The following is a 15499-nucleotide window of genomic DNA, read 5'->3' on the forward strand; positions in this document are numbered from 1 at the left end:
CCCCTCGGATGGACTTCTTCGGCCGCCAGCAACAGGTACGCCGCATGTCGGCGCGCCTGGTGGTGCTCTTCGTCGTAGCCGTCATCGGCATCATCGTCACCGTCGCGCTGGCGGTGATCACGGCGTTCGGCGCCTGGGATGAGGATCCCACGACGATCGTCGGCCTGGCCGTCGCCGCCGCCTTCGTGACCGGACTGTCGATCGGGCTGGCCAGCCTGTTCCGGACGGTCAGCCTGCGGGGCGGCGGCGGCAAGGTCGCCATCGAACTGGGCGGCGTCCTCGTGCCCCAGGACACGACCGATCCGCAGCTCCGGCGGCTGCGCAACGTGGTCGAGGAGATCGCCATCGCGTCCGGCGTACCGGTGCCGGAGGTGTATGTGCTGCCTCGGGAGCAGGGCATCAACGCCTTCGCCGCGGGCTGGTCGCCGACGGACGCGGCGGTCGCGGTCACCCAGGGGTCGCTGGACCGGCTCAACCGCGACGAGTTGCAGGGCGTCATCGCCCACGAGTTCAGCCACGTCCTCAACGGAGACATGCGGCTCAACATCCGGCTGATCGGGCTGCTGTTCGGCATCCTGTTCCTCACCGTCATCGGGCGGGAGCTGCTGCGCTGGGGCTTCTTCGCGGGCGGCGGCAACAACCGGTCGTCCCGGGACGGCGAGAAGTCCGGCGGCAACCCGTTGCCGCTGATCGGCATCGCGATGGTCGGCGCGGGCCTCATCGGCGTCTTCGCCGGACGGCTCATCCAGGCGTCGGTGTCCCGGCAACGGGAGTACCTGGCCGACGCCTCGGCCGTGCAGTTCACCCGGCAGACCTCCGGCATCGCCGGGGCGCTGAAGAAGATCGGCGGGCTGCCGACCGGCTCGCAGGTCCGCAATCCGCGCGAGGAGGAGGTCGGGCACATGCTGTTCGGCTCCGGCCGCCGCCTCAGCTCGCTGTTCGCCACCCACCCGCCGCTGGCCGACCGGATCAAGGTGCTGGAGCCGGAGTTCGACCCGGCCGAGCTGGACCGGCTGGCGCAGCAGTGGGCGCAGCAGCCGCCGGACGGGCAGCAGGAGGACATCGCGCTCGGCTTCGCACCGCCTGCGGCGGCCGCCCCCGCTCCCGCGCCCAAGGCGGCGGTGCAGCCGCACGTCGTGGTGACCCAGGTCGCCGCCCCGACCAGCGAGTCCTATCAGCGGGCCGGAACGCTGCTCGGCGAGATCCCCGAGGCCGTCCTCGGCCGCGCCCGGAATCCGCAGACCGTCGGCCCGCTGGTGCTGGGGCTGCTCATGGCGGAGGACCCGTCGGCTCGGAACGCCCAGCACCGGACGCTGCAGGAGAAGCTCGGCCAGCGGATCGCCGACGCCGCCCTGGCCGAGGCCGGCGACCTGGCCACGCTCGCCCCGGCGCACCGGCTGCCACTGGCCGAGATCGCCTTCCCGGCGCTGCGCTCGCTGGCCACCGCCGACCAGCAGGCTTTGCTCGGCGCGGTCTTCGCGCTGATCCACGCCGACGGCCGGATCACCGTCTTCGAGTACTGCATGTCCCGACTGCTGCTCGGCCAGCTCCAGGAATCGATGAAGCCGAACTCGGGCTGGCGGGAACCGCAGCGTACGCTCGCGGCCTCGACGGACGCCGCGCTCATCCTGCTGGCGGTGCTCGCCCAGGCCGGCGCGGTCAGCGCCACCCGGGCCCAGAGCGCGTTCGACGCCGGAGTCGCCGTCCTCCTGCCCGGCAAGCAGGCCGAGTACGTCGCTCCCCCGCGCGGGGTCGTCGAACTCGAGTCGGTCTGGGCGGCGCTCGACGGCCTCGTCCCAGACGACAAGTCCCGTCTGGTGCAGGCGATCGTGGCGGTCATCGGGTCCGACGGCACGGTGACCGTCGCCGAAGCCGAGCTGCTGCGGACCGTCTGCTCCCTGCTGCACTGCCCGCTCCCCCCGCTCAGCTAGCCCCTTCGACGCTGCCGGCCCTTCTGTGCTCTGGATCAGGGTTCTCGGTCGAATCTTTCCTCATGATTCGACCGAGAACCCTGATCCGCCGGAGGCTCGGTACTTGTCGAGGTCGGTGGCCCGTTCGTCGTACGCCAGCCGCGTCAGCTGCGAGCTGAGCGTCCACATCGCACGCTCCTCGCTGAGGCCGTCCGGCAGCCGCAGGCCCAGCGCTTGGGCAAGGGGTACCCGGCCGACGTTGACCATCGCGCGTACGGCGGCGGACCAGTCGTCGGTCGTGATGACGGCCGCCCGGTACCAGGCGATCGACAGCAGGACCAGAGCGGCCACGGTGGACCACAACGCGACAGAGCCGTCGGCCGCACCCGAGGCCACCGCGCCGACGGCGAACGCTGCGACGATGAGGTGGCCGTAGAGCAGGCAGACGAAGAAGTCCACGGTGGTCCGTGCTTGGTCCACCTGCTTCGCCGTACGCTCAGGCACGACCGCGGTCAGCTCGTACCAGAAGACCTGGGAGTCGAGGCGGTACCGGTCGTAGCCGTACTCTTCCAGCCGCCGGATCGCGTTGCCGAGCCGGGTCGCCACTACTTGACCGTCGTCCACCGGGAAACGGCGCAGCCGCTCATGCAACAGTCCACGTTGGACCGGGCCGCGCCGGGTGTCGGCGGTTACGTGGCGGCCGACCAACGGGTGTGCCCGCATCGCGGCGAGCGCCGCCGCGCCGTCCTCGTCCAGCGTCCCGTTCGCCTCCGCGTCGGCCAGACGAGCCGCGTCGAGGCGGTCGGCGAGCAGGTGCTTGCGGCGCAGCATGCGACGGCGGCCAGCCGCCACGAACGGGCGCGGCCAGCCGAAGTAGCCCTCCAGAATCCGGTAGAGCGGCGTCTGGACGGCGGCGAGCAGCAGCCCGGCCAGGATCGCCGTGGCCAGGGCCAGCAACCCCGTACGCGTGGCGTCCTCGGCCAGATCGCTCAGCCGGGGCAACCCCGCGACCCCGGGAAGCAGCCACGCAGCGATGATCACATTGAGCGCGGCGGGCAGAATCCAGCCGACGACCAGTCCCCAGCCGCCGCTGAGGACTCCCTTGACGATGTCGCTCACTAGCGGCTCCGGAAGCGGCGGAACAGCCGCGTCAAAAACGGTTCGTAATGCTCCGTGCGCGGACCCGGCGTCGTGCCGCTGCGGCCGCTGTCACTGAGGTACGGCCCGGGTGGTGCCGATCCCGGGGCGTTGTCCCAAGGCGCGTCCCCCAGATAGGGACCGGGCGGCGGTGAACCCTGCGGCTGCGGCGTATTCCAGCCCTGGTCGCCCAGATACGGCCCGGGTGGCGGCGAACCTGGCGGCTGCGGCGCATTCCAGCCCTGATCCGCCAGATACGGCCCCGGCGGAGCCGAACCCGACTGCTGCGGGGCACTCCAACCCTGATCCGCCAGATACGGCCCCGGCGGAGCCGAACCCGACTGCTGCGCGGCACTCCAGCCCTGGTCGGCCAGATACGGCCCCGGCGGCGGTGAACCGGGGGACTGCACCGGAGACGGCCCGGCATCCCAGCCCTGATCGGCAAGATACGGCCCGGGTGGAGCCGATCCGGGTGGCTGCACCGGTCGCGACCACTGCGGCGTGGGCGGCTGCGGAACGAACGGCGACGGCGCGGGCGGCGGTGGGACGAAGGGCGGCGGTGGGACGACGGGCGGCGGCGTGACCGGCTGCGGCGCGGCGACCGGTGTCGGCGCGTCCCAGCCGTCGTCGGAAAGGTACGGGCCGGGCGGCGCCGCAGTCGGCAGGTGGAAATCTTCCGGCATCGGCGGCGGGCTGATCGGCGGCGGAACGGGCTGTTCGTCTGGTGTAGACATACGCGACCTCCCCAGGGCCGGGAACGGAAAGCGACCACATCGTACTGCCGGGGAACTCTGGCGGAAGCCCGCCCAGAGGACCAGTCTCGGATGCGCGTACTCCGATGGATCCGAGCATTCGCGCCCGCGACGGCTACGGCTCCTGAGCCCGTTCCACGATCTCGGCGACCTGCCGCGCGAGCGCCTCCCGGCCACCCCGGTTGTCGACGCGCTCGTGCGGCGCCGCCGGCGGCCGGTCCGGCTGGATGCGCGCCACGTACGCCCCGTAGTCGGCGAGCTTGACCCCGTCCCGGGCCAGCCCCCGCGTCTCGATCCGGCCCCGCAGCGTCACCGGATCGGTGTGCACCCAGATCAGGCGTACGCGCGGGCCGCCGAGCGCGGCGACCCAGACCTCCCACCGGCCCGGATCATGGATCGGGCCGCTGAACGGGCCCGACAACAACACGGGACAGCCGTGCGAACGCACTTCCCGGGCCGTCGCGGTGAGCCCGGCGTACTCGTGTTCCTTGATGTGCTGGTCATACCAGGGTCCCTCGCGTTCCCCCTCCGGCCGCCCGTACGCCGCCAGCGTCGCGGCCACGAAGTCGCCGTAGAGGGTGTCCTTGTCGAGCAGGGCCGGCACCGGATCGAGGCGCTCCAGCAGCAACCCGGCGACGGTGGACTTGCCCGCCCCGGGCGGCCCGGCGACCACCCACACGTCCGCGACCTGGTCTTTCACGCCCCGATGATAGCCTCGTGATCATGTCCGTTCTGGTCGCGTTCAGTGTTTCCCCGGTCGGCACCGGCGAGGACGTCGGGGAGATCGTCGCCGAGGCCATTCGCGTCGTACGCGCGTCCGGCCTGCCCAACCGCACCGACGCCATGTTCACCACCATCGAAGGCGAGTCCTGGGACGAGGTGATGGCCGTCGTCAAGGCCGCCACCGAGGCCGTGCACGCCCGCTCTCCGCGTACCGGGCTGGTGCTCAAGCTCGACTGGCGCGACGGCGTCAGCGGAGCGCTCGACGCGAAGGTGGCGACCGTCGACCGCCTCCTCGGCGACATCGGGGACTGACCGGATCGATCGATTTGGTGGCACAATCCCCCCGACCGCCACGAGCCTGCCGGCTCGGTCCGGTGGTCTTCGTCGATTCCAACGGCCGTGAGTCCAGCGAACGGAGGAGTTCGACGACCACGTAAGACCTGGGGAGGAGCGAAGTCGTGGTTCGCAGGAGTTTGGCGATCTTGGTGATCGCCGTCGCCGGGATGGTCATCCCGGGCGCGGTGCCCAGTGGGGCCGCGGTTCTTTCGGCCGGCGAGGTCCCGGCCACCAACGTCCTGACGACTCCAGCCCCGGCGGGCGCGGCTACGGCGAATGTCGCTGTCGCCGCCACCGTGGGGCTCAAGGTGATCAGCCACAACATCTGCGGTGGCATGTGTCAGCACGGGACGACCACCAATCTGCCGGTCGTGGCCAATCTGGTGGACGCCTACACGCCGCACTTGATGATGTTCCAGGAGGTGTGCTACCAGCAGTTTGAGTGGTTCGGCGCGCACACCTTCACGTCCGGGCGATATCAGATGGGCTTCACCGCGATGCTCACCAACTACACCGGTTGCGGGGCGACGAATTGTGCGGTCAACGAGGACGCGGATCCGTCCAATGACGACCGACGCTGCTGGATCGGTCAGGTCATGGCCGCTAGGGGCACGCTGAGCGGCCGCGACGAGATCTCGGTCGGCGGCGAGCGTCATCAGATCAACGGGTCGGCTGCGGTCAATCCGCGTACCTTCCGCGCGTTGTGTTTCGACGTCAGCCTGCCGGAGTTGGGCAGCCGTGTGGTCAAGGGGTGCAGCGTTCATTTCCGCGCGTTCCAGGATCCTGCCGGGATCAACAAGCGAGCCCGCACCGCGCAGGCGACGCGCCTGGCATCCGATCTCGACGGCGACATCGCCAACCGCAAGATCGTCGTCGTGGGCGGGGACTTCAACTCGCACGCCGTCGACCCGGCGATGGACGCGTTCTACCGCCCGGAAACCCTGCCCGGCGGCGGGTTCGGCATGTTCTACGAAGCCGACCAGGACGACGACCGCTACTACGGGACCCGGTGCAGCGCATCGGCCGCAGCCTGCCGGAGCGGCGCGAAGACCCTCGGAACCGCCACGAAGTACGACTACATCTTCTACTCCGAAACCGTGGACCCGGCCTCGGTGAGTGCCCTGCCGATCGAGGTCGCCGACACCGTCTCCGACCACGACTTCTACCGTGGCCTCAACGAGGTGAGCACCACCGCCTGACCAACGGCCCCCGAGCGGCGGTCGCCGCTCGGGGGCGACGGTTCGCGGGGGAGCTACCGCGGCGTGCGCTGCGCCGGAACGGCCGGCGTCACGCGTACCGCCGTGTCTGCGGGAAGAGCGGGGATCGCGAGCCGGATCGTGCCGTCGGGCGCGGCCACTGGGTCTTGGCGTTGCGCGGACCCGTCCGCGGTCGAACACCAGGTGGCGATGTACGGGCCGGGCGTGAGACCGCTCAGCGTGACTAGTCCCTCCGAAGTGGAGGGAATCCACAGCAGCGCTTTGTTCGACGCGGTGAGTGCCAGGGCGGGTCCGGTCGCGATCGGCGCGAACCGGCCCAGGCACTCTCCCGCGAGAAACGCGCGCAGACCGCGAAACCGCACGTCGGCGAGGTGCCCGGCGTATCCCGAGAAGATCGTCGCCCACGGCGACCGGTCGCCGTCGTAGAGAACGGGCAGGTGGCCGAGGCCCGAGCCGATTTCGAAGTCGACTCCCGCGATCGGGTGGCCGTACGGATCGACCGCACGCAGCGCGTCGGTCCACTCCGGACTATCACGTGACCAGGCGAACAGCGCCGGGTGCGCCGCCCAGCGTGCACCCGCGTGCAGGGTCCAGCTCGCCGCGGGCAACGTCATGATCACCGATAGGCCCTGCTCGGCGGCCAGGTCGAGAACCCGATCGAGCCGCTGCGCGGATTCTCCTGGCGGCTCGGCGGCGAGCCGGGCGACGGTCGCGCCGGCCGCCGCCAGCTCGGCCAGCCGCGCCTCGGCGTCGGCGAGCGGGCCGAGGTCCGCGCCGAGCGGGAGAAACGGCTCGCCTGACTCGTAGCGAAATGCCCCATCCTGGGAGTGAATCGCCCCACGCGCCGCCGGATCGGGGTCGACGTCCAACCCCAGCGGCGGACTCAGCTCCCGTCCGTGGCTGGCCACCACCTGCCAGTGACCCGGCAGCGGCGGCGCGAACCGCACCCGCCACCCGGCCTCGTGGGGAAAGGCCGGCACCGCGGTGCTCAGTCCGGCGGGGCCGGTCACGGTCATGATCGGCGCTTCTTCCCCCATATCATACGCAGGACGCACCCCGTCCAGGGTGAACTCGGTCGGCCGGTGCACCGCGGTCTGCGCAGGTCCGGCGAGGATCAAGGTCACGGCGCAAACGATTTCATCGATCCACAGCAGCGGCAACCGCCGTTCGGAGGGTCCGCCTGTAGTGTCTGTGGCGTGGAGCTGCGTGATCAGGCTGAATCGGTCCTGCGTAAGCTGGTCGGCCCAGCAGGCAGTGGTGCTCCTCATGGGGGGCGGGCGGCCGAGCCGACGCTGCGGGAAGATCAGTGGACGGCGATCCAGGCTCTCGTCGAACACCGTCAACGCGTCCTCTGTGTGCAGCGCACGGGCTGGGGCAAGTCCGCCGTGTACTTCATCGCCACCGCCCTGCTCCGGCGCACCGGGAGCGGGCCGACGGTGATCGTGTCGCCGCTGCTGGCGCTGATGCGCAACCAGGTCGCCGCGGCGGAGCGGGCGGGCATCCGCGCCCGGACGATCAACTCGGCGAATCTGGAGGAATGGGACCAGATCACCGACGAGATCCGGGCCGGGGCCGTCGACGTGCTGCTGATCAGCCCGGAACGGCTCAACAATCCGGACTTCCGGGACGGGGTGCTGCCGAAGCTGGCCGCCACGACCGGCCTGCTCGTCATCGACGAGGCGCACTGCGTCTCCGACTGGGGTCACGACTTCCGGCCCGACTATCGGCGGCTGCGTACGCTGCTCGGCGAGCTGCCCAGCGGCGTTCCGGTGCTGGCGACGACCGCCACCGCCAACGGCCGGGTCTGCGCCGACGTGGCCGAGCAGCTCGGCGCGGACGTGCTCGTGCTGCGGGGTCCGCTCGGCCGGGATTCCCTGCGGCTGTCGGTCATGTCGCTGCCGTCGGCGGCCCACCGGCTGGGCTGGCTCGCCGACCACCTCGACGGCCTGGCCGGCTCGGGCATCGTCTATACGCTGACCGTCGCCGGGGCGAGCGAGACCGCCGAGTTCCTGCGGTCACGCGGCTACTCGGCCGCCGTCTACACCGGACAGGCCGAGGACGCCGAGCGCCGCCAGGCCGAGCAGGACCTCCTCGACAACAAGGTCAAGGCGCTGGTGGCGACGTCGGCGCTGGGCATGGGCTTCGACAAGCCCGATCTCGGGTTCGTCGTGCACCTGGGCGCGCCCGCCTCGCCGATCGCGTACTACCAGCAGGTCGGCCGGGCCGGACGCGCGGTGGAGTCGGCGGACGTCGTGCTGATGCCGGGCGAGGAGGACACCGCGATCTGGCGATACTTCGCCTCGCTCGCCTTCCCGCCCGAGGACCAGGTACGCCGCGTGCTCGACGTCCTCGATCAGGCCGGCCGACCGCTGTCGACGCAGGCGCTCGAACCCCTCGTCGACCTTCGGCGTACGCGGCTGGAGATGATGCTCAAGGTCCTCGACGTCGACGGCGCCGTCCGCCGCGTACGCGGTGGGTGGTGCTCGACCGGCGAGAAGTGGTCCTACGACACCACCCGGCTGGGTCGCGTGGCCGACGCCCGGGAGTCCGAACAGCGGGCCATGCTCGCGTACGCCTCCACTTCGGACTGCCGGATGCACTTCCTGCGGCAGCAGCTCGACGATCCCGCCGCCGCGCCGTGTGGACGCTGCGACACCTGCGCCGGGGAGTTCCTGGCGCCCTCGGTCAGCGAGGAGGCGCTCGCGGCGGCGACGGCGTACCTGCATCGGCCGGGCGTCACGATCGAGCCCCGGCGGCAGTGGCCGACCGGGCTGGCCGCCATCGGCCTCGACCTGTCCGGCCGCGTACCCCCCGATGAGCAGGCGTCGGCTGGCCGGGCCATCGGCCGGCTGTCCGATCTCGGCTGGGGGCCCCGGCTGAGATCGCTCCTCGACGCCGGGGACGGACCGGTCCCGGACGACGTCCTGAAGGCGCTCGTGGAGGTGCTGAAGGACTGGGCCAAGGGCGACGATCCCTGGCCGGTACGCCCAGCCGGCGTGGTCGGCATCGGCTCCCGCCGCCGCCCTAAGCTCGTCGCGTCGGCCGCGGCCCGGATCGCCGAGATCGGCCGCCTGCCGTTGCTCGGTCTCACGACTCCGCTCGGCCCGCTGTCCCCGGTGGCGGGCGGCAACAGCGCGCAACGGCTTCGCCTGGTCCACGGCTCGATCGAGATCGGCGCGGACCTCGCCTCCGCCCTGTCTACTGTCGACGGACCCATCCTGCTGGTGGACGACGTCGTCGACAGCGGCTGGACGGCGACGCTGGTCGCCCGCGAGCTACGCCAGGCCGGCGCGTCCGCGGTCTACCCCCTCGCCCTCGCCCTCAACGCCTGACCCACGCCTCCGTTCTTGGGCGCTGGATCAGGGATCCGCGTCGAATCTTGGGCCAAGATTCGACCGGGATCCCTGATCCAGCGCTGAGCAAGGCGACGGCGGTGAGCGGGGCGGCAATGGCGGCGGCTCACCAGGTCTGGGAGCCGGCCTGCTGGCGTGTGGTGGCGTTGACCCGGTTGTAGAAGTTCGTGGTGGCGATCCACAGCACCAGCGCGGCCAGCTCCTGCTCGTCGTAATGCTTCGCGGCCGCCTCCCACACGTCGCCCGGGACGGCGTCGGCCCGGTCGGCGAGGCGGGTCATCGACTCGCTGAGCGCCAGGGCGGCCCGTTCGGCGTCGGTGAAGTACGGCATCTCGCGCCAGGCGGCGACACCGTGGAGGCGCTCGTCGGTCTCGCCGGACTTCTTGGCGCTCTTCACGCCGTAGTCCACGCAGAAGCCGCAGCCGTTGATCTGGCTGGCCCGCAGGTGGACCAGCTCCAGCACCGGGCCGGGTACGCCGGTCGCCTGGACCGACTGGCTCAGCGCGTACACGGCCTTCAGCGCACCGGGAACGACGGAGACGGGGTTGGTCATCCGAGCCTGCATTGTTTCTCTCCTTCACAACGGTTCGTCATTGCACTGACGGGTGCGAAGGAGCGGATGTGACAGCTGTGACAGCCGTCACATGAAGCAGGCCGGCAAGATGAGCCGGCAAGACGAAACGGCGCCCGGGGGCAAGCCCGGACGCCGTTCGCGGAACAGGTGAAGCAGGTGCGGTCCGTCAGGAGGTGACGCGGATCTTGATCGACGTGCCGCTCTCCGAGAGCACGCGGATCTTGACCCCCGCCGCCGGCAGGACGACGCCGTGGTTCGGCAGTTCGGCGTACCAGTAGGTCTTGGTGTCGTCGAACAGCGGCTGCGCCGCCTGGCCACGGACGTAGTTCGCCACGCCGTTGATGTGCAGCGTGAACGAGTCCGCCCGAGTCAGGCTGAACGGCGCGTCGTAGACCTGGACGCGAGCCCGCCACGGAACCCCGTTGAGGTTGTACAGGGGCACCGGGTGCGAGTCGATGTACAGGTTCCGGCCGGAGCCGGGGTGGGCGAAGGTGTCGTTGTCGGCGTACGACGTGTCCCAGTAGGAGACGAGCAGACCCTGCTGGTACGCGTAGTGGTCGACCTTGTCCGGCTGCGTGTTCAGGTAGCCGAAGTAGTACGGCCCGGTCTTGAGGTACTTGTCGTAGGAGACGTAAGACCGGTGCCCGGCGATGTAGTAGTTGTCGAAGAACGCCGAGATGGACGTCCCGACGGCGGAGAAGTTCGCCGCGGTCCAACCGTTCGCGCCGCTCTCCGCGCCGTCACTGAAGATCGCCGAACCGTTCGCCGTGATGGCGACCTCGTCCACGAAGATGCCGTTCGGCACCGCCGCGTCGTTGCCGGCCACCGCGCCGTCCGTGGCGTAACGGATCCGCAGCGAGACCGTCTTGCCGGCGTACGCCGACAGGTCGAAGGTCGCCGGGGTCCACGCCGCCTGCGTGCCGTCGATACCGTTGCCCTCGGCCGCGTTGGCGATGCTGCCGGGGATGGCCTTCCAGCCGGTGCCGTCGTCGACCTCCACGAACGCGTAGTCACACGCGTCCGGGCCGCAGTCTTCGATGTCGTACCGAGCCTGGAAGGACAGCGAGGCCGTGCCGGCCGGCAGAGTCACCTGCCGGGCCAGGGAGGCCGCGTAGTCGTCACCGGAACCGCTCCACCACTGCTTCGATCCAGCGGCGGGAGCGCCCAACGCGGTGACGACTTCCTTCTTCGGGAGTACGACCACGAGGCCTTGGGCCTTGTCCGAGTTGTACTCCTGCGGGCCGAGCGTCAGCGTCTTGTTCCCGCCGACTCCGGCTCCCGCCACCACCGTCTCGTAGTCCAGCCAGCCCAGCTGCAGCTTGTTCCAGGCTCCGAGGTCGCCGGCACGGTCGCCGATGAACTGCTCGCCCTTGGCGCCGAGTCGGCTCTGCGCCATGAGCGTCCAGTGCTCGTTGTTGTTGTCCCCGCCGTAGATGTTGTTGTAGTCGTCCGGCAGGCCGAGGTCGTGACCGAACTCGTGGAAGAACACGCTCCGGCCGCCGTTCTCCGGCTGGATCGTGTAGTCGCCGATCCACAGACCCGAGGTGCCCACCTGGGTGCCACCGAGCGGGTTGGCCGCCGGGCCCTGCGACCCGACGAGGTTGCTGTACGCGTACCAGCGGTGGCTCCAGATGGCGTCCTCACCCTGCTGCGGGTCGCCGTCGGCCTGGTCGCCGCCGGCGTGGACGATCTGGAAGTGGTCCATGTACCCGTCGGGCTCGTTGAAGTTGCCGTCGCCGTCGAAGTCGTAACGGTCCCACTTGTCGAACGTCGCCAGTTCGGCCGTGATCTCGGCGTCGGTGCGGCCGAGGGCCTTCTGGTCGGCGTACCACTGGTTGGCCGCGTCCTTGATCAGCGCCCACGTGTTCGAGCAGACGTTGCTGGCGCACGGGTAACCGTTGGACCGGCCGTAGCGCGCCTCGTTGTACTGGACCTTGACCCAGTCCGTGACCGTGCCGTCCACGCTGTACCGCCCGGACGACTGGGTCTCGTAGTAGGTCTTGAGCGACTCGACACCCTTGCCGGTGCCGAAGTACATCTCCTGGTAGTGCTCCCGGTTGTAGTCGGGCTGCCACACGGTCGAGTTGTCGACCGCGCGGTTCGGTTCTGGGATCGAGTTGACCAGAGGACCCTCGAACGTCGCCGGACCTGCGGTGTTGGCGTCGGTGTCCTGGTCGGGGTAGCTGGGGTGCCGCTGGTCGCCGAACTCGGCCAGGATCACGAAGACCCGGTCGGTCGTCTCGCGGGCCAACTCCACGTACTGGTCCTTCTTACCTTTCCCAGAGGACGTGCTGCGGGAGCCGGCGGCCGTCTGTCCGACCTTGACGACCGTGCTCGCGCCGCGTTGCTCAGCCTTCCGCTCGCCGTTCAGAACGGCGGTGAGGCCTTGCTCGCGCAGCTCCCTTCGCTTGTCCTCCAAGGGGTTGGGCAGCTCGTCTGCGCCCGGCGCACTGTCACCGGTCGCTTCCGTGCTGACGGGGGAAGCCGGCTGAGGCGCCGCCAACGCAGCCGAACCCAGCGTGGTGCCGAGTCCGGATGCCAGCGACAAGCCGAGCAACCCCGCGACGATTCTGCGCATGTCCACCTCCGGTAGGGGAGTCGCCCGCCACCGTTCGGATGATCCGGTGTCGAGCGTGGGGGTACGCCTCTCGATCGGAGAGCCGACATGCAAGCTAATCCAGATATCCGGAAATCGGAATACCAGGTTCATCGATAACTATTAGCCGAGCGTACGGTTTCGGTTACCGTACGAGGGCGTACGCCTCCCGCAGGTCGCCCCCGGCATAGACATGCGTTGCGAGTGTGCGCACATGATGGTCACCGTTGACGGCCACCCGCACGGGCACCGCCGCGAAGAGCGCACTGTCCGATTTGGAGTCTCCATACGCGACACAGTCGTCCCTGGTCAGACCGTATCGAGCGGCCAGCTCGTCGGCGATCGTCACCTTCGACTGAGGGTTCAGCACACCGCACACGTCGAGGGTGGTCCCGGCCGGGAACGGCACGTCCGGGAAGACCGCCGCGCGTACCTCGTGCACGCCCCAGGAACTCAGCCGGCGGACGAAGAAACTCGGCGACAAAGATATGACAGCGCAGTGCTCACCGCGCTCGGTGATCTCGGTCCAGACGTCGCGGATGCCCGCCAGCCATGGCGCCCCGGCGAAGGCGTCGGCCACCACGGCCTCCGTCAACGCCGACCACATCGCGTACGCCTGGCGCGCGTACTCGGCTGAATCGACCACGCCGGTGGCGAACTGGCCGTCCAGCGATCGAAACTCGTCCACCTTGCCGATGACCTTGGCCAGCTCGATGTTGGCCGAGGAGTCGCGGATCAGCGTGCCGTCCATGTCGAACAGATGCAGCCGGCCCATCGCGCCCTCCCTTCAAACACTTCCTGCTCAGGGGGCATTTCTGTGAGCAGGGGAGATGAAGGATAGCGCTGAGGGCGGTCCCCCGCCAGGAAAACCGCCCTCGAAACGCCTAAATCCGGGTGAACTAGTCGCCCTGGTCTCGCCGCGAATGCTCAGCCAGGAACTTCTCCAGCTCGGCACCCAGCTCGTCGGCGGTCGGCAGCGGCACCGGATCGGTCAGCAGGCTGACGTCCCGGCCGCGAGTGAACGCGTCGTACTGCTCCTCCAACGCCTTCACGACCGCCGCCGCCTGCGGGTTACTGACGAGCTGGCGTTCGATCTCGGCGCGTACGCGTTCGCCGGCCTCCCGCAGCTCGTCGGCGGGCAGCAGCAGCCCGGTCGCCCGGGAGACCGAGGTCAGCAGCAGCTCGGCCGCCGGCGGGTACTCCCCTTCGGCCAGATAGTGCGGAACGTGCGCGGCGAACCCGATCGCGTCCAGCCCGATCTGGCCCAGCCGGAACTCCAGCAGGTTCGTCACACTCGCCGGTACGCGTACCCGATCGATCCACGGCTCGTAACCCGCGATCAGCTCAGCGCGCGTGCCGTGCGCGGTGACCCCCGCGGGCCGCGTATGCGGCACGGACATGGGAATGGCGTGGATGCCGACGGTGACCCGGACGTTGAGCCGGTCGATGAGCATCCTCAGCGCGGCGATGAACCGCTCCCACTGCATGTCCGGCTCCGGGCCGGTGAGCAGCAGAAACGGGGTGCCGTCGTGGTCGCGCAGGGCGTGCAGCTCCAACCGGGGATCGTCGTAGGTCTCCCAGTGGTCGGCGGCGAAGTCCATCAACGGGCGCCGCGCCCGATAGTCGAGCAGCTGGTCGATGTCGAACGAGGCGACCACCGACTGGCCGGGCAGCGCGGGCTCCAGCACGTCCAGCAGATGCTCACGGGCCAACCGGCCGGCCCCGCCGGCGTCGATGAACCCGCTCAGGGCGTGCAGCAGCACCGGCCGCCCGAGGTCGGCCGCCTCGGGGCCGGTCAGCTCCGGCGCCAGCTCGAAGAGTTCCTGCGGGTCTCGCACAGTCGTAAACCTCTCAAGGTCCGCACACGTACAAAGCGCACAACGCGTGCGCTTCGTGATCCATTCCCGGCGCAGAGCGCGTATGCGAGCCGCCGGGAATGTGGTCGATGACGCCCCCCGCGCCCCCGATCACATCACACCTGGAGTACCGCCATCCGCAACGGGCCTACCGGTCCGTGGCTTTCGATGCCCGGTCCGGCGTGCTTGAGCCAGCAGGTCCGAGTGTCCTGGTCGACGACGTACCAGACGCGACCTCCGCTGGTGACCTCGTACTGCCACTGCTCCAGCCGCCGGCCGTCGTGCACCGCCCAGCCCAGATCGAAGCGAAGCCGGTGCTGGCGCTCGGTCTCTGGACGAGGACACGGATCGTCACGCATCGCCTCGTACGCGGTCCGTGCATTCGAGGCCGCCTGGCGGCACAGTTCCTCCCAGCCCTTGGCGGCGTCGTTGGTCGCGAACCGGATCGTGTACTCGTCACGAGTCGCGGGCGGAGCGGCCCGATCACCGCGCTTGGGACTCATGGAGCATCGGGCAACGGCACCGTGCCGAAGTCGCCGGTGGTCTGGTCTCGGAGGATCGCGAACAGTTCGGGGTCGGAGTACGCCTCGGCGGTGTTCCGCCAAGCCGTGAGCACCACCGAGACCGAGGCCATGTTGCCGAGATCGGCGGCGGCAGCTGCGATCGCGACGAACTCCTTCGCGAACTCGTCGATCGCCTCCGCCGGCAGGAATCGGACCCAGGGCAGCACTCTCGGGAGCAGGCCGGCCAGCAGATGCGGATCGGTTCGCGCGATCTCCGAGAGGAGCCGGGTCGTGAGATCGACGACTTGACCTTCTCGGTCGGCTCGGTCGGCGGACATGAGGACGAGGTCGTCGGCGTCCCGACGGCGCAGCCGCAAAGCACGCACCCGGAGCAGGCGCTCCACTGTCGCGGCTGGTTCACGGAGAAGCTCCGAGAACGGCACCGAGTCCAACGGCACAGCAGTCATACTTCAATATTAGTTCAGAAGTCCCCATCGAGAGCAGTCCATTCATGATCATGGTCATGCAAATGCGCGTGGGCA

At 69.8% G+C, this 15499-nt stretch carries 14 protein-coding genes; 4 read left to right on the forward strand and 10 right to left on the reverse strand.

The annotated features are described in order from the left end of the window. Window positions 1-8: 8 nt before the first annotated feature. Window positions 9-1931 carry a M48 family metallopeptidase gene (locus HDA40_RS15475; protein WP_253756324.1) on the forward strand — a complete coding sequence of 641 codons (1923 nt, stop codon included), beginning with the start codon at window positions 9-11 and terminating at the stop codon, window positions 1929-1931. 60 nt (window positions 1932-1991) lie between these two features. Here HDA40_RS15475 and HDA40_RS15480 read toward each other — a convergent pair whose 3' ends face one another. From HDA40_RS15480 to HDA40_RS15490, 3 genes are all read right to left on the reverse strand, one after another. After that, on the reverse strand, window positions 1992-3029 hold the full coding sequence (locus HDA40_RS15480) for a hypothetical protein (protein ID WP_253756326.1): 1038 nt from the start codon (window positions 3027-3029) through the stop codon (window positions 1992-1994). After that, the gene (locus tag HDA40_RS15485) at window positions 3029-3781 is read right to left on the reverse strand and encodes a hypothetical protein (RefSeq protein WP_253756328.1); all 753 of its coding nucleotides are present in this window, start codon (window positions 3779-3781) and stop codon (window positions 3029-3031) included. Before HDA40_RS15485 ends, HDA40_RS15480 begins: the two co-directional genes overlap by 1 nt. 133 nt (window positions 3782-3914) lie before the next feature. Continuing rightward, window positions 3915-4499: a P-loop nucleotide/nucleoside kinase family protein gene (locus HDA40_RS15490; RefSeq protein WP_253756330.1), complete on the reverse strand. Its 585-nt coding sequence runs from the start codon at window positions 4497-4499 to the stop codon at window positions 3915-3917. Between the two features lie 23 nt (window positions 4500-4522). Between HDA40_RS15490 and HDA40_RS15495 the strand changes: the two genes are divergently transcribed. Both HDA40_RS15495 and HDA40_RS15500 read left to right on the forward strand, forming a co-directional pair. Beyond that, window positions 4523-4834 (forward strand): MTH1187 family thiamine-binding protein, encoded by a 312-nt coding sequence (locus HDA40_RS15495; protein ID WP_253756332.1) that lies wholly within the window; start codon window positions 4523-4525, stop codon window positions 4832-4834. 146 nt (window positions 4835-4980) lie between these two features. Then, window positions 4981-6057, forward strand: a complete 1077-nt coding sequence (locus HDA40_RS15500) for an endonuclease/exonuclease/phosphatase family protein (protein WP_253756334.1) — start codon at window positions 4981-4983, stop codon at window positions 6055-6057. Between the two features lie 53 nt (window positions 6058-6110). On the opposite strand, the gene HDA40_RS15505 is transcribed toward HDA40_RS15500, so the two are convergent. Then, a complete protein-coding gene (locus tag HDA40_RS15505) occupies window positions 6111-7091 on the reverse strand; it encodes a DUF5060 domain-containing protein (RefSeq protein ID WP_253756336.1) in 981 nt (326 codons plus the stop codon). 180 nt (window positions 7092-7271) lie between these two features. Here HDA40_RS15505 and HDA40_RS15510 point away from each other — a divergent pair, with 180 nt between their 5' ends. Then, window positions 7272-9407, forward strand: a complete 2136-nt coding sequence (locus HDA40_RS15510) for a RecQ family ATP-dependent DNA helicase (protein ID WP_253756338.1) — start codon at window positions 7272-7274, stop codon at window positions 9405-9407. Between the two features lie 127 nt (window positions 9408-9534). Here the strand turns inward: HDA40_RS15510 and HDA40_RS15515 are convergent, their stop codons facing one another. From HDA40_RS15515 to HDA40_RS15540, 6 genes are all read right to left on the reverse strand, one after another. Beyond that, window positions 9535-9993 carry a carboxymuconolactone decarboxylase family protein gene (locus HDA40_RS15515; protein ID WP_253756339.1) on the reverse strand — a complete coding sequence of 153 codons (459 nt, stop codon included), beginning with the start codon at window positions 9991-9993 and terminating at the stop codon, window positions 9535-9537. Window positions 9994-10168: 175 nt separating this feature from the next. Continuing rightward, entirely contained in the window at window positions 10169-12580 is a 2412-nt protein-coding gene (locus HDA40_RS15520) for an immune inhibitor A domain-containing protein (RefSeq protein WP_253756341.1), read from the reverse strand. 163 nt (window positions 12581-12743) lie between these two features. Then, window positions 12744-13373 (reverse strand): HAD family hydrolase, encoded by a 630-nt coding sequence (locus tag HDA40_RS15525; RefSeq protein ID WP_253756344.1) that lies wholly within the window; start codon window positions 13371-13373, stop codon window positions 12744-12746. Between the two features lie 124 nt (window positions 13374-13497). Beyond that, a complete protein-coding gene (locus HDA40_RS15530; protein ID WP_253756345.1) occupies window positions 13498-14436 on the reverse strand; it encodes a proteasome assembly chaperone family protein in 939 nt (312 codons plus the stop codon). A 134-nt stretch (window positions 14437-14570) separates the two neighbouring features. Then, entirely contained in the window at window positions 14571-14957 is a 387-nt protein-coding gene (locus HDA40_RS15535) for a hypothetical protein (protein ID WP_253756347.1), read from the reverse strand. After that, window positions 14954-15424, reverse strand: coding sequence for a hypothetical protein (locus HDA40_RS15540; protein ID WP_253756349.1), 471 nt, complete (start codon window positions 15422-15424; stop codon window positions 14954-14956). The genes HDA40_RS15535 and HDA40_RS15540 overlap by 4 nt, the downstream gene beginning before the upstream one ends. Window positions 15425-15499: the final 75 nt, after the last annotated feature.

The organism is Hamadaea flava, from assembly GCF_024172085.1.
GTDB lineage: Bacteria > Actinomycetota > Actinomycetes > Mycobacteriales > Micromonosporaceae > Hamadaea > Hamadaea flava.

Excerpts from the sequence above, each read along its gene's own strand:
- HDA40_RS15495 (WP_253756332.1), top strand. The coding sequence starts at position 4,523 with ATGTCCGTTCTGGTCGCGTTCAGTGTTTCCCCGGTCGGCACCGGCGAG.
- HDA40_RS15515 (WP_253756339.1), bottom strand. The coding sequence starts at position 9,993 with ATGCAGGCTCGGATGACCAACCCCGTCTCCGTCGTTCCCGGTGCGCTG.
- HDA40_RS15535 (WP_253756347.1), bottom strand. The coding sequence starts at position 14,957 with ATGAGTCCCAAGCGCGGTGATCGGGCCGCTCCGCCCGCGACTCGTGAC.
- HDA40_RS15485 (WP_253756328.1), bottom strand. The coding sequence starts at position 3,781 with ATGTCTACACCAGACGAACAGCCCGTTCCGCCGCCGATCAGCCCGCCG.
- HDA40_RS15540 (WP_253756349.1), bottom strand. The coding sequence starts at position 15,424 with ATGACTGCTGTGCCGTTGGACTCGGTGCCGTTCTCGGAGCTTCTCCGT.
- HDA40_RS15505 (WP_253756336.1), bottom strand. The coding sequence starts at position 7,091 with ATGACCGTGACCGGCCCCGCCGGACTGAGCACCGCGGTGCCGGCCTTT.
- HDA40_RS15525 (WP_253756344.1), bottom strand. The coding sequence starts at position 13,373 with ATGGGCCGGCTGCATCTGTTCGACATGGACGGCACGCTGATCCGCGAC.
- HDA40_RS15520 (WP_253756341.1), bottom strand. The coding sequence starts at position 12,580 with ATGCGCAGAATCGTCGCGGGGTTGCTCGGCTTGTCGCTGGCATCCGGA.
- HDA40_RS15475 (WP_253756324.1), top strand. The coding sequence starts at position 9 with ATGGACTTCTTCGGCCGCCAGCAACAGGTACGCCGCATGTCGGCGCGC.